Origin of the sequence: Sphingorhabdus sp. (genome assembly GCF_044374345.1) — a bacterium.
Lineage (GTDB): Bacteria > Pseudomonadota > Alphaproteobacteria > Sphingomonadales > Sphingomonadaceae > Sphingorhabdus_B.
Genome location: NZ_JBILOS010000041.1, coordinates 1 through 16,496, shown reverse-complemented (window position 1 = coordinate 16,496; position 16,496 = coordinate 1). Strand labels below are relative to the sequence as shown.

General features: G+C 56.6%; 20 protein-coding genes. 10 read left to right on the top strand and 10 right to left on the bottom strand.

Features of this window, described 5'->3' with window-relative positions:
• Nucleotides 1-195 precede the first annotated feature (195 nt).
• Nucleotides 196-1,431 (top strand): polyhydroxyalkanoate depolymerase, encoded by a 1,236-nt coding sequence (locus tag ACIQ5B_RS05935; RefSeq protein ID WP_397575860.1) that lies wholly within the window; start codon nt 196-198, stop codon nt 1,429-1,431.
• A 111-nt stretch (nt 1,432-1,542) separates the two neighbouring features.
• On the opposite strand, the gene ACIQ5B_RS05930 is transcribed toward ACIQ5B_RS05935, so the two are convergent.
• The 4 genes from ACIQ5B_RS05930 to ACIQ5B_RS05915 form a co-directional block, all read right to left on the bottom strand.
• Nucleotides 1,543-1,836, bottom strand: a complete 294-nt coding sequence (locus ACIQ5B_RS05930; protein WP_397575859.1) for a putative quinol monooxygenase — start codon at nt 1,834-1,836, stop codon at nt 1,543-1,545.
• Nucleotides 1,837-1,856: 20 nt separating this feature from the next.
• Nucleotides 1,857-3,035, bottom strand: coding sequence for an acetyl-CoA C-acyltransferase (locus tag ACIQ5B_RS05925; RefSeq protein ID WP_397598214.1), 1,179 nt, complete (start codon nt 3,033-3,035; stop codon nt 1,857-1,859).
• A gap of 24 nt (nt 3,036-3,059) precedes the next feature.
• Nucleotides 3,060-3,518: a MaoC family dehydratase gene (locus ACIQ5B_RS05920; RefSeq protein WP_397577635.1), complete on the bottom strand. Its 459-nt coding sequence runs from the start codon at nt 3,516-3,518 to the stop codon at nt 3,060-3,062.
• Between the two features lie 116 nt (nt 3,519-3,634).
• A complete protein-coding gene (locus ACIQ5B_RS05915; protein WP_397598213.1) occupies nt 3,635-4,795 on the bottom strand; it encodes a mechanosensitive ion channel family protein in 1,161 nt (386 codons plus the stop codon).
• 267 nt (nt 4,796-5,062) lie between these two features.
• Between ACIQ5B_RS05915 and ACIQ5B_RS05910 the strand changes: the two genes are divergently transcribed.
• Nucleotides 5,063-5,935, top strand: coding sequence for a hypothetical protein (locus ACIQ5B_RS05910; protein ID WP_397598212.1), 873 nt, complete (start codon nt 5,063-5,065; stop codon nt 5,933-5,935).
• On the opposite strand, the gene ACIQ5B_RS05905 is transcribed toward ACIQ5B_RS05910, so the two are convergent.
• Nucleotides 5,932-6,234, bottom strand: coding sequence for a hypothetical protein (locus tag ACIQ5B_RS05905; protein ID WP_397598211.1), 303 nt, complete (start codon nt 6,232-6,234; stop codon nt 5,932-5,934). The genes ACIQ5B_RS05910 and ACIQ5B_RS05905 overlap by 4 nt on opposite strands.
• Nucleotides 6,231-6,437: a hypothetical protein gene (locus ACIQ5B_RS05900; RefSeq protein ID WP_397598210.1), complete on the bottom strand. Its 207-nt coding sequence runs from the start codon at nt 6,435-6,437 to the stop codon at nt 6,231-6,233. Before ACIQ5B_RS05900 ends, ACIQ5B_RS05905 begins: the two co-directional genes overlap by 4 nt.
• 117 nt (nt 6,438-6,554) lie before the next feature.
• Here ACIQ5B_RS05900 and ACIQ5B_RS05895 point away from each other — a divergent pair, with 117 nt between their 5' ends.
• Both ACIQ5B_RS05895 and ACIQ5B_RS05890 read left to right on the top strand, forming a co-directional pair.
• Nucleotides 6,555-7,196: a helix-turn-helix transcriptional regulator gene (locus ACIQ5B_RS05895; RefSeq protein ID WP_397598209.1), complete on the top strand. Its 642-nt coding sequence runs from the start codon at nt 6,555-6,557 to the stop codon at nt 7,194-7,196.
• A gap of 40 nt (nt 7,197-7,236) precedes the next feature.
• Nucleotides 7,237-7,923, top strand: a complete 687-nt coding sequence (locus tag ACIQ5B_RS05890; RefSeq protein WP_397598208.1) for an MBL fold metallo-hydrolase — start codon at nt 7,237-7,239, stop codon at nt 7,921-7,923.
• Nucleotide 7,924: 1 nt separating this feature from the next.
• Here the strand turns inward: ACIQ5B_RS05890 and ACIQ5B_RS05885 are convergent, their stop codons facing one another.
• A complete protein-coding gene (locus ACIQ5B_RS05885) occupies nt 7,925-8,323 on the bottom strand; it encodes an MAPEG family protein (RefSeq protein WP_183941906.1) in 399 nt (132 codons plus the stop codon).
• A gap of 197 nt (nt 8,324-8,520) precedes the next feature.
• Between ACIQ5B_RS05885 and rpmF the strand changes: the two genes are divergently transcribed.
• From rpmF to ACIQ5B_RS05860, 5 genes are all read left to right on the top strand, one after another.
• Nucleotides 8,521-8,697 (top strand): 50S ribosomal protein L32, encoded by a 177-nt coding sequence (rpmF, locus tag ACIQ5B_RS05880; RefSeq protein WP_183941905.1) that lies wholly within the window; start codon nt 8,521-8,523, stop codon nt 8,695-8,697.
• Nucleotides 8,698-8,720: 23 nt separating this feature from the next.
• Nucleotides 8,721-9,746 carry a phosphate acyltransferase PlsX gene (plsX, locus tag ACIQ5B_RS05875; RefSeq protein ID WP_183941904.1) on the top strand — a complete coding sequence of 342 codons (1,026 nt, stop codon included), beginning with the start codon at nt 8,721-8,723 and terminating at the stop codon, nt 9,744-9,746.
• Nucleotides 9,743-10,711 (top strand): beta-ketoacyl-ACP synthase III, encoded by a 969-nt coding sequence (locus ACIQ5B_RS05870; protein ID WP_397598207.1) that lies wholly within the window; start codon nt 9,743-9,745, stop codon nt 10,709-10,711. The genes plsX and ACIQ5B_RS05870 overlap by 4 nt, the downstream gene beginning before the upstream one ends.
• A gap of 86 nt (nt 10,712-10,797) precedes the next feature.
• Entirely contained in the window at nt 10,798-11,088 is a 291-nt protein-coding gene (locus ACIQ5B_RS05865) for an integration host factor subunit alpha (protein ID WP_397598206.1), read from the top strand.
• Between the two features lie 6 nt (nt 11,089-11,094).
• Complete coding sequence (locus ACIQ5B_RS05860) at nt 11,095-11,454, top strand: MerR family transcriptional regulator (protein WP_397598205.1); 360 nt, start codon at nt 11,095-11,097, stop codon at nt 11,452-11,454.
• A gap of 2 nt (nt 11,455-11,456) precedes the next feature.
• Here the strand turns inward: ACIQ5B_RS05860 and ACIQ5B_RS05855 are convergent, their stop codons facing one another.
• The 3 genes from ACIQ5B_RS05855 to ACIQ5B_RS05845 are packed head-to-tail and all read right to left on the bottom strand — an operon-like array spanning nt 11,457 to nt 15,252.
• A complete protein-coding gene (locus tag ACIQ5B_RS05855) occupies nt 11,457-11,978 on the bottom strand; it encodes a GNAT family N-acetyltransferase (RefSeq protein WP_397598204.1) in 522 nt (173 codons plus the stop codon).
• Nucleotides 11,975-12,520 (bottom strand): SixA phosphatase family protein, encoded by a 546-nt coding sequence (locus ACIQ5B_RS05850; RefSeq protein ID WP_397598203.1) that lies wholly within the window; start codon nt 12,518-12,520, stop codon nt 11,975-11,977. Before ACIQ5B_RS05850 ends, ACIQ5B_RS05855 begins: the two co-directional genes overlap by 4 nt.
• Nucleotides 12,517-15,252: an ATP-dependent DNA helicase gene (locus tag ACIQ5B_RS05845; RefSeq protein WP_397598202.1), complete on the bottom strand. Its 2,736-nt coding sequence runs from the start codon at nt 15,250-15,252 to the stop codon at nt 12,517-12,519. Before ACIQ5B_RS05845 ends, ACIQ5B_RS05850 begins: the two co-directional genes overlap by 4 nt.
• A 62-nt stretch (nt 15,253-15,314) precedes the next feature.
• On the opposite strand from ACIQ5B_RS05845, the gene ACIQ5B_RS05840 reads away from it, so the two are divergent.
• A partial coding sequence (locus ACIQ5B_RS05840; protein ID WP_397598201.1) for a lysine--tRNA ligase occupies nt 15,315-16,496 on the top strand: 1,182 nt, incomplete at its 3' end.

The window sequence follows — 16,496 nt, the reverse complement described above, 5'->3', positions numbered from 1 at the left end:
CGGCTGTAGGCGTTGTCGGAATGTCGGAAATTTCGTTCGTCATTCGGTCCGCCTAGCAGTGCGCCGAAGCGGGAACAATGCGCGACAGATGATGCGGATGCCTTTTTCTATGGTGCAATGCACAATAAACGATTATGACTTCCATAAGAATGCCCTATTTTTCGGGGTAGAAAGACGGAAATCTAAGGATTGCAGATGCTTTATACCGGTTATGATATGCAACGGAGCTGGTTAGCAGGTGCGGGAAAAATTGCACAGGCGCAGGCAGATGTGCTTAAGAATTTCACTGGGCCATTTAGTGTGGGCGGTCTTGCACCCATCGCGGCGTCGGCATTGGATGTGTTCGCGCATTCGGTTTTGCCACGCGGAAAGCCAGCATTCGGATTGGATAATGTTACTGTCGATGGCAAGGCGTTGCCGGTTCAAGAAGAGAATTTGGCACGCAAGCCCTTTGGGCAGCTGAAGCGGTTCGTATATGAAGGCAGCAGCGCGAAGCCGCGGCTGCTGATTTGCGCGCCGATGTCTGGGCATTTCGCGACGCTGTTGCGCGGAACGGTCGAGCGCATGATTCCAACGCATGATGTCTACATCACCGACTGGAAAGATGCGCGCGATGTGCCGTTGACGGGTGGCGGTTTCGATCTTGAAACCTACATCGATTATCTCATCGAATGGCTGGAATTCATCGGCCCTGATGCCGGCGGACGCGGTGCCCATATGTTGGCAGTGTGCCAGCCCTCTGTTCCAGCTTATGCCGCTGCTGCAGTGATGAGCGCGAAGGATCATCCGTTGCGGCCACGCACCTTGACGATGATGGGCGGTCCAATCGACACCCGCGAAGCGCCGACGGCGGTCAACGACCACGCCACACGCCGCCCGCATGAATGGTTCGTGCAAAATGTCATTGCGACCGTCCCGCCTTATTATAAAGGGTCGGGACGTCGGGTATATCCGGGTTTTCTGCAGCTTAATGGCTTTATGTCGATGAATCTGGGCAACCATATGATCAGCCATTGGTCAATGTTCTCCGACCTCGTCAAAGGCGACGGCGAAAGCGCGGATCGGCACAAAGAATTTTACGACGAATATCGCTCCGTCTGCGACATGACGGCGGAATTCTATCTACAGACCGTAGATACCGTATTTCAGCGTCATTTGTTGCCCAAGGGCGAATTCAACTATCGCGGCAAGCTCGTTGATCCCGGTGCGATTACGGACATCGGCCTGCTGGCTATTGAAGGTGAACGGGACGACATCAGCGGCCTTGGGCAAACCAAGGCAGCCCTCAACATTGCAACCGCTTTGCCCGACGGGCTCAAAAAATATCATATGGCGCCAGAAGTTGGCCATTATGGCATCTTCAACGGCAGCAAATGGCGCGAAAAAATTGCACCTGTCGTCGAAGACTGGATTGTCAGCCACAATGGCTAGCGCCATTGGTGCGATGTCGCGCTCATGACATTGCACATCACTGCACCGTCGAACGCTGGCCGGTGGATGGCCATTTCACCATCGCACGCGGATCAAAGCAGCAGGCGCGCCTTATAGCGCGTCGAGATACTCAACCTCAGGTGCGCCCGCGAGGCATGCGCCAAGCTTTGGACCAGCGGCTTTGAAATAGTCGCTGCTGCCATGTGCGGTGAGCGCATCCTGATCGACATATTGCTCAAGCACTTTGTAGACCTGTGGGTTCGACCGTGACCGGGTCAACGTATAAAATAGGTTCCCCGGTTCATTGGCCCGAACGGCAGCCGCAAGCTCTGCAAACACAGCCTCAAAGGCTTCGTTTTTGCCTTCGGCGACGGTTAAAGTTGCGATGACACCAATAGCTGACATGCGGCTGCTCCGTTTCGTTCTTAGAAAATTTCAAAAAGGCCGGCTGCGCCCATGCCGCCGCCAACGCACATGGTGACGACGCCATATTTGGCACCGCGACGCTTGCCTTCGATCAATGTATGGCCGACGCAACGTGCGCCCGTCATGCCATAGGGGTGACCGATGGAGATCGATCCGCCATTGACGTTCAGCAACTCGTTTGGAATGCCAAGCTTGTCGCGGCAGTACAGAACTTGAACAGCAAATGCTTCGTTCAATTCCCAGATACCGATGTCGTCCATCTTCAGACCAAAGCGCTGAAGCAATTTTGGAATTGCGAACACGGGGCCAATGCCCATTTCGTCTGGCTCTGTGCCTGCAACGGCCATGCCGACATAACGGCCAAGCGGGTTCAGACCCTTTTTCTCGGCGACCTTGGCTTCCATCAAGATGGACGCGGAAGAACCGTCGGACAACTGGCTGGCGTTACCGGCCGTGATGGTCATATCTGGACCAAGCACGGGCTGAAGCGATTGCAAACCTGCCAGCTGCGTATCGGCGCGATTGCCTTCGTCCTTGGCAATCGTGACTTCCTTCTGGCTGACTTCGCCCGTTTCCTTGTTCACGACATTCATCATCGTGGTCACGGGGACGATTTCAGCATCGAAGTAACCGGCTGCTTGAGCAGCTGCGGTGCGCTGCTGCGATTGCAGGGCGTATTCGTCCATCACATCGCGGCTGATGTTATAGCGCTTGGCCACGACTTCAGCGGTTTGAAGCATCGGCATGTAAATCGAATTGTGCAGGGCAACCAGTTCAGGGTCGGCCTGAACGCGCATTTCCTTGGTTTGCACCAGCGAGATCGATTCCTGACCACCAGCTGCCATCACATCGACATTGTCGACGATGATTTGCTTGGCTGCAGTTGCGATGGACATCAGGCCCGACGAACATTGGCGATCCATGGTCATGCCCGAAACAGAAATCGGCAGGCCAGCGCGCAACGCAACCTGACGTGCAAGATTTCCGCCCTGTGTGCCTTGCTGAAGCGCGGAGCCCCAAAGGACGTCATCAATTTCGCCGCCTTCAATGCCGGCGCGCTCAACGGCAGCCTTCAACGAATAGCTGCCGAGCGTTGGCCCGAGCGTTGCGTTAAATCCACCACGATAGGCTTTGCCGATGGCGGTACGGGCGGTTGATACGATTACTGCGTCACGCATGGTAATAGTTCCTTGAATTGAAAATTATACGAAAAACTGGCTGATCCATTCAGCCTGAAGTGCTGGTTTGTCTTCACCCTCAATCTCGACGGTGAACTCAAGCGTCTGCTGCCATTGGCCAGGGCGCTTTTCAACGAGTTCCAGAAGCTTGAAATGTCCGCGTACCCGCTTGCCCGAACGGACAGGAGCCAGAAAACGCGTTTTGTTGCCACCATAGTTGACGCCCATTTTGACGCCTTCGATCTTGGGGCAATCGGACTTTGCGCTGAGTACGGGAAAGAGCGACAGGGTCAGAAATCCATGCGCAATGGTGCCACCGAACGGTGTCATCTTGGCCATTTCTTCGTTGATATGGATGAACTGGTGGTCACCGGTTGCATCTGCAAATTTGTTGATCATCTCCTGATCAACCAAAATCCATTCAGACGTGCCGATTTTTTCGCCGACCTTGGTCGCAAATTCAGCTGGGGTAATAGTGGTCATGGGTGTGTCTCCTGCAAACTATTTGGCCGCACCGTGGCGGTTTCGAACGTTCAATACAAGCCCCGGCGATTTGCCGTTACGGCAAGCTTGCGCCCCAGCAACCCCGCATCCGCGAATCAGGCTTTGGGCGCAGGAGCAGGCGGCGCATAAGGCATGACCATATGGCCATCGGGGGCTGCGGTGAATGTCGTTTGTGTGGGATAGGCAAAGGAAATGCCTTCACGGGCGAACCGGTCGATGATGGCAATGCCAATGTCATGCCGCGCCCGAAACATAACCTCCACATCATCGCTTTCGATATCGAAAACGAGATGGAAATCGAGCGAGCTTGCGGCAAAGTTATTGAACCCAGCGCGGATAAACTGCGCGCCATTGCTTTCGACAACTTCACGCAAAATTTCCGGGATCCGCTTCGCAAGGGCGGGCGGGGTTTGGTACACAAGTGTCAGGACGAAGGTGACCCGGCGATAGAGCGTTAGCGTATTGTTCGTGATTTCCTTCTCAAGCAATTTGCTGTTGGAGATTATCTTCTCTTCACCCGTCAGCGCGCGCAGCCTTGTGCTTTTCATGCCGATGACTTCGACCCGGGCAACGGTATTGTCATAAGACACCGTGTCGCCGCGGCGGAATGGCTTATCAAAAATGATCGATATGGCAGCAAACAGGTCGGAGAAAATCCCTTGGGCAGCAAGGCCAATGGCAATGCCGCCAACGCCTAAACCAGCAACAAGGCCAGTGACGTTAACGCCCAGATTGTCGAGAATGACGATTGCCGCAACGGCGAACAAAGCAAAGCTGACGAGCAACCGGATTAAGACCATCGCACTTTGCAGCGTCTCATGTTCCTGCAGCCCTTCACCGGCGCGCCGTTCAATCAAGCCCAATATGATTTCGCGCATCCATATGGCCACCTGCACAGCGATCGCGATGGTGAATAAAATATCGATGGCATGGGCCAACGCCTCGGGTGCATTGGCAATCTGGTTCACCAGTTCAATCGACACCATGATCCGGAAAAACTTGCTCGTGCGCGCCAATGTGCGCGCGATGATTGATTTTACATGCGCGCGATGTTCGCTTTCACGCGCAATTTTGGACGCAATGCGTTTCAACCAGCTGAGCGCGGCGAAAACGATAATGGCCATGCCAATGGCTAGGCTCAGTTCAAAAACATTGCCCTGAACCCATGACACTGTTGCGTCCCAATAATATTGGAACCGTGGAATGACCGCGTCTGGTTGAATGCGCTGAATTACCGGTGCTGATTTTGCTGTCATGTTTCATGTGTAAGGCCGAATGTGCCGCTTAACAACCTTTTGGCATGCGACATGTTCGAAAACCGGGGCGGGTCACGCCGTAGAATATTCGCGCCTTTGCAACCGCGGCCCATGGGATGCAATGCGGCAAAGGGCGCGGCATTTCGTGGCGACAGGGTGCAGCTGGCACGCCAATGTTTATCGTTACGATCCTGTTTACCATTCGCTGTTACAGCACAATGGAACCGCTAAAGCCGCCTGAGGCTTGGCTTAAAAGCAGGACTGACAATGCGTAGCATACTACCCAATGGCCAGACAGCTGCGCTTGCCATGGCTATGGCAGGCGCAGCTTTGGTAGCGGTGACGACGATGCTTGTGCCCGTTTCGCTGCTTGAGGGTGTCGCGCGATTGTCGGGACTATCCGATCTTATACCTGCTGCTGGGGCGCCGTTAGGCGATGCCGCGCGCGCCTTTGTTGCATTTGCTACAGGGGCAATGACACTGGCTGTCTTATCCTATCTTTTGTTACGCGGAGAAGGCACTCTGGTCCGCCCGACCGCGAACGATGTCGGCATGTGCGACGCCGCAGCGCAGCAGGACGGCGACATGGCCGAGACATTGCGCGCCCACATGCCATGGAACGAAGGCGTCGACGATATTCGAGAGCTTGGTGATTTACCGACGTTGCGTATTGGCGACGTTCATCCGGATGCCCCCGCGCGGCGGCTGTTGGTCGCCTCGCAAGATTTGCCTCCGCTGGAGCTTTCCGAAGAGTATTTGTTCGAACCGCAGCCGCCGCAGGAGGCAGAACAGCACGTTGAAGCGGCACCGGAATACGCCGACGGTCAGCCAGGCATTGCGGAGATGGTCGGGCAATTGGAAGCCGCAGTCGCGTTGCGCCGTCAGAAGCTGGCTGAGCTCGAAGCCGTTGCAGCTGACTTGTCGGCTGATGCCGCCTATGGCGACGAACCCGGCCCTGCAATTTCGGAAGGGGTTGCACCGGCGGTCACAAAACATCACGCCGCCGTTGCTGAATTTCATCCCATGCGCGGCCCCGTTTTGGAGGCCGTGCCACGCGAAGCCGTGCAAGATGACGACCTCGATTCTGCCCTTGCCGCTGCGCTTGCGTCGCTGCATCGCATTCATGCCGGCGGGCGCTAGTCATCCAGTAACAGCGCATCGATAATCAGGCGGTATTGGCCGTCGAATATCGCGGTCTCGGTTATGGCGATGTCTGCAACCAGTTGGCTCGGCAATGAAAATTCATGATCTTCCAACAGCTGCGCGACGGCAGAATGCTGTTCTGCGGCGGTTATTGGCAATGCAACGGATAGGCATATTTGGGCACCGCTAAATGTAAGGCTGTGCCAGGGCCGTTCATGCAATATCGTGATGCTTGCTTGGGGCAGTAACGCTTGCAGCGCACGAACAAGGCCGCGGGACGATGATTGGTCCGTCATTGTCGATGGCTCGCTTGTGCGTCGGATCGCTTGCTATAGCTGCACATGAATGCGCGCAGTTTTTCCTCCATTTCGGGCCGGATTTCGCGACCCATTCTGATGTCGAGTACGAGTCGCGGATCGCGCGCTGCCAAGCGCCCGAACTTGGTGGGAGGTAGGCCCTGATCACGCAGAAACCGTTCAATCAGGCGTTTGATATGCATAATGTCTCCTCCAAGTTCGACCCGGATTTGCTTGCCCGAATCAGTTAGAACAAATATAGAACAAACGTGATAGGATAAATCCTACAAGTCTAGGATATTTCCAACCGAAGCGGAGGGATGACGATGGAGGAAGAACCAAGAGCTGCTCTGGAACGGCTCATTTCGGAAAGCGGCGAAGATTTTGCCGGATTGTCGAAGCTGGTGGGTCGCAATCCGGCATATATCCAGCAATTCATAAAGCGCGGAACGCCCAAAAAGTTGCCGGAGACCGAGCGCGGCATATTGGCCCGATATTTTGGTGTTGATGAGGTTTTGTTAGGCAAATCCGCAGACACTGAGGTGACGTCTGGAATTCGCCTCATTCCGAAGCTGGCTGTCGGTGCTTCTGCAGGTGCCGGGGCTATGCACGATGGGGAGGCGCTTGCCGGCAAGATCGGGTTTGATGAAAAATGGTTGCGCAGGATGGGACTTGATCCAGCCAAGCTCTCTCTCATCCGCGTGGACGGTGAATCGATGTCACCCACGCTGAACCATGGTGACGATATCATGGTCGATAACCGCGCGGCGGCCCAAGCGGTGCGTGATGGCATCCATGTTATCCGGCTGGACGATATGTTGATGGTAAAACGCCTGGCGCAAGGGCCGCGGGGGCGACTGTCGGTGCTTTCCGACAACCCCAATTATCCCGACTGGCCAGATGTTGACGGCGCAACTGTTACGGTCATCGGCCGCGTGGTGTGGGCAGGGCGTCGGCTCTGAAGGCTTGCCTCGCGCGCTTCAGTCGGCCACATAGTGCCGCATGTCGAACGTCACATCTGCCGCACCCAAAGCACCGCCCCTAAAAGCCGCCATCATTCCGGTGACGCCGCTTCAGCAAAATTGTACGCTGTTTTGGTGTACCGAAACGAACAAGGCTGCGCTTGTCGACCCGGGCGGTGATCTGGACAAGTTGAAAGCCGCTGTCGCGCAGACGGGGGTTGAGCTTGAAAAGCTATTGGTAACGCATGGCCATCTTGACCATTGCGGCCAGACCGGCATGCTCGCCAAAGAATTAGGCCTGCCGATTGAAGGGCCGCATGAAGAAGACCGCTTCTGGATTGCAAAGCTCGACGATGATGGCGCACGCTGGGGTATGGAAGCACATACGTTCGAACCAGATCGCTGGCTGGTGGATGGCGACACGGTCACCGTGGGCAATCTGACGCTCGATGTTATTCATTGTCCCGGACATACGCCGGGGCACGTAATTTTTCATCACGCGCCCAGTCGTCTTGCAATTGTTGGTGACGTCTTGTTTCAAGGCTCTATTGGCCGCACCGATTTTCCACGCGGGAACCACGCGGACCTCATCCATGCGATTACGACAAAGCTATGGCCGTTGGGGGATGATGTTACCTTCATCCCCGGTCACGGACCAACCAGCCAGTTCGGTTATGAGCGACAGCATAATGCATTTGTCGCCGATGACGTGCTGGCCGCCCGGTGAGTTAAAGCACCGCTGTGTAAACGCGGGCGAGAGCCCATCCGGCAAGCCCGAGTAGCGTCAGCATGGAGGTAAGCGTGCCGACCATGCGTCCTTTGCCCAATGCGCCGCCGTCCATGCCCAGGCCATGCGCAAGCCGACCGACGATATACACGATGCCCAGGCCCCATAGCCAGTTGTTCGTGCCACCCGTTGCCTCAAGTGCGGCGATCAGGACCAAGACAAATGGTGCGCTCTCGACGAAATTGGCATGTGCGCGCATCCGCCGGATAACAAATTCGCTGCCGCCATCGCCAATCGAAACGCTTTCTTTGGTCCGCGCTTGCCCACAGCGTATCATGAGCCAAATGTTCACCAAAGCGGCACCTGCTGCGATGGTAAGGGTTACGGGTAAACTCAACATATATACTCTCCCTGTTTGTCTGGGGAGCTTATCTGCTATCTCACGGGTTGCAAAGCCCGGAAAAAGAAGTATAGCGCGCGGCTCACACAGACATGTGCGGTTGACTTAGGCTGATTCTGGCGATTGCTTGCCATGACGACCTCTTTCGCCTAGCATGGCCTAGAACTTATTGATTTTGAAATGGAACAGGTGCCGAGATGGCTGTCCCCAAAAGAAAAACATCCCCTTCAAAGCGCGGCATGCGTCGTAGCCATGATTCGCTGACTGTTGCAGCATATCAAGAATGCCCAAATTGCGGCGAACTGAAGCGTCCGCATCACCTGTGTGATGCGTGTGGCCATTATAATGGCCGCGAAGTGGTTGCAGTCGCCTGATCCTTCCTAAAGGAGAATAATAGGTGTCCACGAAACCGCGTATCGCCATAGACGCGATGGGCGGTGACGAGGGCGTGCCTGTTATGATTGCAGGTGCGGCGTTGGCGCGGCACCGGCACGAAAGTTTCAACTTTCTTTTGGTTGGGGATGAAGTCCGCATCAAAGCGGCGCTTGATAAGCATCCCAATCTGCGCGCTGCCTCCGAAATCCTTCACACCGACGATGTCGTAACGGCGGATGACAAGGTCAGCGCAGCTTTGCGCAAGGCCAAGACCAGCTCCATGGGCATGGCGATAAACGCCGTGAAAACCGGAGAAGCCAGCGCTGCTGTCAGCGCAGGCAATACCGGCGCGCTCATGGCCACCGCAAAGCTCGCGTTACGGACCATGCCCGGCATCGACCGGCCAGCGCTTTCTGCGCTTTTACCGACGCTGGAAGACACCGACGTGGTGATGCTCGATCTGGGCGCAAACACCGAGTGCGAAGCGAAAAACCTTGTTCAGTTCGCCATCATGGGCGCAGCCTATTCCCGCATCATTTTCGGTTTTGACCGCCCGCGGGTTCGGCTTTTGAACATCGGCACAGAAGAAATGAAAGGCACCGATCAGCTACGCGATGCGGCCTTGCATCTGCGCAATGCGACGGGCCTGCACATGGATTTTCAGGGGTTTGTCGAGGCGGATAAAATCAACCGCGGCGAATGCGACGTTGTCGTTTGCGATGGCTTCACGGGAAATATCGCGCTGAAGTCCATCGAGGGTACTGCCCGGTTCGTGACCGATCTGCTGCGCCGCGCGTTTACAAGCTCGTTACGGTCAAAATTCGGCTTTCTGGTGTCGCGCCCGGCGACTGAGCTGCTGCGTCATCATCTTGACCCCAATAATCACAATGGCGCCGTCTTCATGGGACTGAACGGTGTCGTGGTAAAAAGTCACGGAAGTGCGAACGTGAAGGGCGTGGCGAACGCAGTCGAAGTCGCCGCGCGGCTGGTGGAAGAAGATATTACGGCGCGCATCACGCAAGATCTGGCGCGGGTGCAAGCGGAATGACGGCTGTGGCCCTTCATGCCGTTATCAAAGGCACAGGGTCAGCGCTTCCGCGCAATCGCGTATCAAACGCCGAACTTGCAGCCAAAGTCGACACAACCGACGAATGGATTACCGAACGTACCGGTATCAAATTTCGCCATATCGCTGAACCCGATGAAACGACATCCAGCCTTGCGATAGAGGCGTCGCGCAACGCGCTTGAGGCGGCGAATATGGCCGCGTCCGACATTGATCTGATTATTTTGGCGACCGCCACTCCCGACCAGACATTTCCTGCATCGGCCACCATCGTGCAGCATGCGCTTGGCTGCAATGGCGGCGTGGCTTTTGATGTCGCTGCGGTATGTTCGGGGTTCCTGTACGCATTTTCGGTGGCGGAAAGCATGATCCGCGCAGGATCGGCGCGTAACGCATTGGTGATCGGCGCAGAGACCTTCAGCCGCATCTTGGACTGGGAAGACCGCACAACCTGTGTGCTTTTTGGCGATGGTGCTGGCGCAGTGGTGCTGTCGGGCGAAGTTGGCACCCGCGGTGCCCTGGCCACCAAGCTGCATGCCGACGGCCAGCATAACGAGTTGTTATATGTCGACGGCGGCCCATCCACCACGGGAACGGTTGGCAAGTTGCGCATGAAGGGCCGCGAAGTGTTTCGCCACGCGGTCACGAACCTGACCAGCGTATTGTACGAAGTTCTTGAGGAAGCAGAACTCACGCCTGCCGATGTCGATTGGGTCGTCCCGCATCAGGCAAATGCCCGGATTATTGAAGCGACCGCCAAGAAACTTGGGCTCGACGCCGACAAAGTTGTTCTGACGGTCGACCAGCATGCAAACACCTCGGCGGCTTCTGTTCCGCTTGCCCTTGATGTCGCCGTGCGGGACGGCCGGATTAAAGCCGGAGATGTCATTGTGATCGAGGCAATGGGCGGTGGCTTTACATGGGGCGCTTCTGTCGTTCGCATGTAGGCGATTTCCAACGATCGCCGTTTTACAATTGAAAATTCTGCTGTATATTGTGGGAATAGGGGTGGCCGTACATCCGGAGACCGTAAATGGCAGACACAGGAACTTTAACGCGCGCCGATCTGGCGGACATTCTTAATCGTCAAATCGGTTTGTCGCGTGCTGACGCGGCATTGATGATTGAGTCTATTCTTGATCATATGACGACCGCTGTGCTTGATGGCGAAAATGTAAAGATATCCGGTTTTGGCACCTTTGTTTTGCGTGACAAAGGCCAGCGGGTAGGGCGTAATCCCAAAACGGGTGTGGAAGTGCCCATAACGCCGCGTCGGGTCCTGACATTTCGGGCCAGCCAAGGCATGCGTCAAAAGGTCAAATAACCCATCATGGTTGAAAAATCGGCGGACGCATTTCGAACCATTGGTGAGATGGCGCAGGTTTTGGGCGTTCGGACGCATATTTTGCGTTATTGGGAAGAGCAATTCCCAATGCTGAAACCACTCACCCGCGCGGGTGGACGCCGTTTATATCGGCCGGATGACGTGGCCTTGCTGCACACTATCCACCGGTTGCTCTATAGCGAGGGATATACGGTCAAAGGCGCCAGACGCTTTTTGGAAACAGGTGACGTTCCTGCCCCAGCGCCGGTTGCTGTATCAGCCCCTGCTGCCACTGGTCCACAGTTTGATGTTTCGGCGCTTCGGGCCATTCGCGATCGGCTCGCATCCGCGCTTGCTGCGGCGTAAGTTCAGGTCAGCGGCCGCGCGTAGACCATATCGCGAAACGGGACGTCCCCGACCATGAAGACAGTGTTTCCGATCGCGGCAAAACCGGCGCGCTCATAAAAAGCGACCGCTTTTTCGTTGTTTTCGTACACCGCCAACAGCATGCGTTTTGCGCCGCGCTCGGCCGCGATGGCAAAGGCTTGCTCAAGCAATTGTCGGCCATTGCCGCCACCTTGCCACGGTCCAAGCAAATAAATGCGCTTTAACTCAATATCCCCATCCTGCTGCAGGTCCGGGTGCGACGGCGGGGTTATCATCGCATAGCCAATAGGCGCGCCAAGCGGTGTCTCACCCATCACGATATCGACACCGGGCTGCGCCAAGGCATTGGCATAATATTCCGGGCTGTGTTCGGTACGCAAATGCGTGACAAGTGGTTGGCCGGGATGGTCAAAGGCGAAGGTCGCAAGGAATGTTGCGGACCCCAGAAGCGCCAGCGCATCCGCGTCACGCACGCCTGCCTTACGCCAAATGACGGGGGTCATTCGTCTTCCGGGCCAAGATCGGGATCAAGATCGCGCGGCCGGATGAAATGCGTCAGATGCCCACACGACCGCTCAACATTCGCCCAATGGTCGATATTCAGTTCCATACGCGCAATGGCGGCGGTGGGATATTTTTCCCAAACAAGGTCGCGCAGCGGCGACGTGCCATCATCGGGGCAAAGATCGAAAACCAGATCTTCCATGCCGGGATTATGTCCAACCATCAGCAGGTTTTTATGTTCGTCCGACTGGTCACGCAGAACGTCCATCAACGTGGCCGATGATGCCAGATATATCCGGCGGTCCCAATGCGGGTCCATGCGTCCGCCAGTGCCCTTCACAAACTGGTCAATCGTGTCAATCACACGCACAGCGGGGCTGGCAACGACATGGTCGAAAACGAGGCCGTTGCGCTTCACCCATATTCCCATCGTGACGGCAGCTTTCTCGCCGCGCTTATTTAACGGGCGGTCAAAGTCCCGCGGCACCGAGTCATCCCAGCTCGATTTTGCATGACGGAATAAGGTGAGCGTGAACGTCAAAACGGGTTGCTTTCATCGAGACTGATTTTGACGTCCTGCCGCAATTTTTCATCCGGCGAAAGGCCTGTTTTCACAGAAGCGACTGCCTCAGCCAACGTCACCCTTCGCACAGGCGTTCCCGGCGGAAAAGCCGTCAGCAGGCGGCTGGGCACGGCGGACGACAGCAGAACAAAATGCCCCTTGTCGTCTGCACTGCGGATCAGGCGTCCAAATGCCTGCGCCATTTTTGCGCGGATGATGCGGTCATCAAAATCAATGCCGCCATTTTTGAGGCGACGGGCGCGGTGCAATATGTCGGGGCGCGGCCACGGTATCTGTTCCATGATGACAAGGCGCAGCGAATGCCCCGGCACATCTACGCCGTCGCGCAAGGCATCTGTACCCAGCAGGCTGGCGTGCGGATCATCGCGGAAAATGTCGACCAAGGTTCCGGTGTCAATCGGGTCGACATGTTGGGCATAGAGCGGCAGGCCATCACGCGCCAAACGATCAGCAATGCGGGCATAGGTTGATCGCAAACGCCGAATTGCCGTGAACAGGCCAAGCACGCCGCCGCCCGATGCCTTGATCAATGCGGCATAGGCCCCCGCCAACGCCGCAGCATCGCCCTTTTTAATATCCGTGACGATTAAGACCTCTGCCTGCGCCGTATAGTCAAAGGGGCTGATCGCAGAAAAATGCGTGGCTGGCTTATCCAAATGCAGCGCGCCCGTCCGTGCCTCCGCATTTTTCCAGTCGCCACCGCTGCGCAAAGTTGCGGATGTGGCAAGAACACCGTGGCTTGGTTTCAGGACGATGTCCGCGACGGGCTTCATCGGGTCAAGCCACCGCCGGTGCATGCCGATGTCCATTTCGCGACCTTCGAACCTGTCAATGGCGAGCCAATCGACAAATTCGGGATCCACCGGGCCTACTGCGCGCGCCAGCATCGATATCCATGCGCGGACTGTATCAATCCGCCAGCTCAAGCTCGCCATAGCGCCCTCAACGCGGGCTCTGGCGCTGCCATCAAGCCAATCGGGGGGATCGGACACCATCGCCTCAAGCCGCTGCCCCAGCACCGTCAGGGGACGCGCGAGCGCCTCCAGCGCGACGGCTGCGTCTGCGGCGGCATCGACAACCGCGGCGTCGGGATCGGCCAGTTCGGTTTCCAGACCATAGCCGCCTTCGGTGGCATTGGTTTCATCGCGGGCAAACACCATCGCGCGCACCGCCGCCAAAAACCGTTCAATGGGTCCCGACGGTGCACCTTCTGCCAACCGCGCCAGCCAACCATCGCCGGGCAGTGCTTCTGCCGCCATTCGTGCCATCTCAATGGCAAGGCCGCCTTCTTCATCATAAGAGGCAACATCGGCGAGGCGCGCCGACAAACCACGGCGCCGGCCGCGGGCTTTGCCTTCGGGGCCAATCACCCAGCGGCGCAGCTCGATGGTTTCTTGGCCGGTGAGCGCTGCCGCAAACATCGAATCCGCAGCATCGAAAAGGTGATGGCCCTCGTCGAAGATGATGCGGCTGGGGCGGTTGAGTTCATCACGACCGCGCGCGGCATTGACCATCATCAGCGCATGGTTGGCGATGACAATTTCGGCCTGAACCGATGATCGGGACGCGCGTTCGATGAAGCATTTTTTGTAGTGCGGACATCCGGCATAAATACATTCGCCCCGCCGGTCGGTGAGCGCGGTCGACCCTTTGCGCCGGAACAATGTCGGCAGCCATCCGGGCAAATCGCCGCCGATCATGTCCCCGTCGTTCGAATACGCGGCCCAGCGCGCCACGAGGTGTGCAAGGATCGCCGCACGTCCGGCAAAACCGCCTTGCAACGCATCTTCAAGGTTCAGCAGGCACAAATAATTTTCGCGTCCCTTGCGGACCACTACTTTGGATTTGAAGGTTTCATAGTCCGGATAAATACGCTGTGCTTCGCGGACCAATTGGCGTTGCAACGCCTTGGTAAAGGTTGAAATCCAAACGGTTCCGTCCGCTGCCGTCGCCCAAAGGCTGGCGGGAGCCAGATATCCAAGCGTCTTGCCAATACCGGTCCCGGCTTCAGCCAGTAACATATTCGGTTCGCCTTTGCGCGCGCGGGGCGCAAAAATCTCGGCTGCGGCTTGCGCGAAATCGCGCTGTCCCTGTCGTGTTTCGGCGGACCCGCCGACAAGCGAGGCCAGCCGTTGCTGCACGGCTTCGGCGCCAAGGGTAACAACGCGCGGCGGTGTGCGGGGTGGTGCTTCCTCCCATTCGGGTAGGCGGCTAAAAAGCCAGCGTTCGGGCTTTTCGGGCTTTTTCAATCGCGCCAAAATCAGGTTGGACCATGGCCAACGCAGCCGCATCAACGCTTGCGCTGCGTCCCAAGCGCCCTCGCGTTCGGCCCAGTCCGGCGCATCTAGAACGGCAAGCAAAGTGCGCGCGGCCACCAGCAGAAATTGCGGAACGTCCTGATCTGTCGTCGGGGGCGTAATGCCCAAAGCCTTGGCCATCCCTTTCGGCGTCGGAACCGCAAAACGGGCAGGATAAACAAAGGCGAACAATTCCAGCAGGTCGAGGCCCGATAAATCCGGATAGCCAAGCCGCTGTGCAACCAACGGGGCATTTAGCATGACCATCGGCGTTTCCGCCGCACGGCCAGCCGCTTCGCCTTTGCCGACGGTTGTTACCTGACCATCGATGGAACCCACCCATATGCCGGCATGGCTTGCATGGAGCGCAGGAAAGGCTAGGGGAGTGTCCATAACATCTGATAGTCGTATTTGGAACGAAAGAGCAACACGTGACTGACCTTCGCGATATAGCAATGGCATCGAAAGCCTGGCCTTTTGAAGAGGCGCGGCGTTTGTTGAAACGTTATCCAAACGGCAAGGCGGATGGCGCGGCAATCATCTTTGAATGTGGCTATGGCCCATCGGGGCTTCCGCATATTGGAACGTTCAATGAAGTCCTGCGCACCACGATGGTGCGCAACGCCTTTGCAACCCTGTCTGACGCGCCGACTCGGCTGATCGAATTTTCGGACGATATGGACGGTCTGCGTAAGGTTCCGGACAATGTCCCGAACCAGGCGATGCTGACCGAACATCTCGGCAAGCCGCTGTCGCGCATTCCCGATCCGTTCGAAAAGTTCGAAAGTTTCGCCGCGCATAACAATGCGATGCTGCGCGATTTCCTTGACCAATTCGGCTTTGACTATGAATTTATCTCGTCATCGTCGCAATATGAAAGCGGGGCGTTTGACGCTGCATTGAAAAATGTGCTGCGCAATTATCAGGGCATCATGGACATCATGCTGCCCACCTTGCGCAAAGAACGCGCCGCCACTTATTCGCCGATTCTGCCGATTAGCGAAAAGACCGGCATTGTCCTTCAGGTGCCGGTTGAAGTTGTTGATGCCGAAGCTGGCCTTATACGCTTTGACGATGGCGGCGACCTTGTCACGCAGTCGATCCTTGGCGGTAAGGCGAAGCTGCAGTGGAAGGTCGATTGGGCCATGCGTTGGGTTGCCCTTGGCGTTGATTACGAAATGTACGGGAAAGATTTGACCGACAGCGGCGTGCAATCCGGAAAGATTGCGCGTGTCCTCGGCGGGCGTCCACCCGAAAGCCTGATCTATGAAATGTTCCTCGACGAAAAAGGCGAGAAGATTTCTAAGTCAAAGGGCAATGGCCTCGCGCTTGAGGATTGGTTGAAATACGGCACCGAGAATAGCGTCGCATTTTATGCCTTCCGCGAACCAAAGAGCGCAAAGCAACTCCATTTGGGCGTTGTGCCGAAAGCGGTGGACGAATATTTCCAGTTCCGCGCGCAATGGCATGACCAACCCGTTGAAAAGCGGTTGGGGAACCCGGTCCACCATATCCACAATGGTCAAGTTCCCAGCGGGCAGCCGCCGGTCACATTCGGCCTGTTGCTGAATCTCGTGGGCGTCATGGGTGCAGGTGCGACCGAGGAGCAGGTCTGGGCCTATCTTGGCAATTATGCC

Excerpts from the sequence above, each read along its gene's own strand:
- ACIQ5B_RS05860 (WP_397598205.1), top strand. The coding sequence starts at position 11,095 with ATGGTTGAAAAATCGGCGGACGCATTTCGAACCATTGGTGAGATGGCG.
- ACIQ5B_RS05930 (WP_397575859.1), bottom strand. The coding sequence starts at position 1,836 with ATGTCAGCTATTGGTGTCATCGCAACTTTAACCGTCGCCGAAGGCAAA.
- ACIQ5B_RS05890 (WP_397598208.1), top strand. The coding sequence starts at position 7,237 with ATGTCGAACGTCACATCTGCCGCACCCAAAGCACCGCCCCTAAAAGCC.
- ACIQ5B_RS05915 (WP_397598213.1), bottom strand. The coding sequence starts at position 4,795 with ATGACAGCAAAATCAGCACCGGTAATTCAGCGCATTCAACCAGACGCG.
- ACIQ5B_RS05925 (WP_397598214.1), bottom strand. The coding sequence starts at position 3,035 with ATGCGTGACGCAGTAATCGTATCAACCGCCCGTACCGCCATCGGCAAA.
- ACIQ5B_RS05855 (WP_397598204.1), bottom strand. The coding sequence starts at position 11,978 with ATGACCCCCGTCATTTGGCGTAAGGCAGGCGTGCGTGACGCGGATGCG.
- ACIQ5B_RS05895 (WP_397598209.1), top strand. The coding sequence starts at position 6,555 with ATGACGATGGAGGAAGAACCAAGAGCTGCTCTGGAACGGCTCATTTCG.
- ACIQ5B_RS05910 (WP_397598212.1), top strand. The coding sequence starts at position 5,063 with ATGCGTAGCATACTACCCAATGGCCAGACAGCTGCGCTTGCCATGGCT.
- ACIQ5B_RS05905 (WP_397598211.1), bottom strand. The coding sequence starts at position 6,234 with ATGACGGACCAATCATCGTCCCGCGGCCTTGTTCGTGCGCTGCAAGCG.
- ACIQ5B_RS05935 (WP_397575860.1), top strand. The coding sequence starts at position 196 with ATGCTTTATACCGGTTATGATATGCAACGGAGCTGGTTAGCAGGTGCG.
- ACIQ5B_RS05865 (WP_397598206.1), top strand. The coding sequence starts at position 10,798 with ATGGCAGACACAGGAACTTTAACGCGCGCCGATCTGGCGGACATTCTT.
- ACIQ5B_RS05870 (WP_397598207.1), top strand. The coding sequence starts at position 9,743 with ATGACGGCTGTGGCCCTTCATGCCGTTATCAAAGGCACAGGGTCAGCG.
- ACIQ5B_RS05900 (WP_397598210.1), bottom strand. The coding sequence starts at position 6,437 with ATGCATATCAAACGCCTGATTGAACGGTTTCTGCGTGATCAGGGCCTA.
- ACIQ5B_RS05845 (WP_397598202.1), bottom strand. The coding sequence starts at position 15,252 with ATGGACACTCCCCTAGCCTTTCCTGCGCTCCATGCAAGCCATGCCGGC.
- rpmF (WP_183941905.1), top strand. The coding sequence starts at position 8,521 with ATGGCTGTCCCCAAAAGAAAAACATCCCCTTCAAAGCGCGGCATGCGT.
- ACIQ5B_RS05885 (WP_183941906.1), bottom strand. The coding sequence starts at position 8,323 with ATGTTGAGTTTACCCGTAACCCTTACCATCGCAGCAGGTGCCGCTTTG.
- ACIQ5B_RS05920 (WP_397577635.1), bottom strand. The coding sequence starts at position 3,518 with ATGACCACTATTACCCCAGCTGAATTTGCGACCAAGGTCGGCGAAAAA.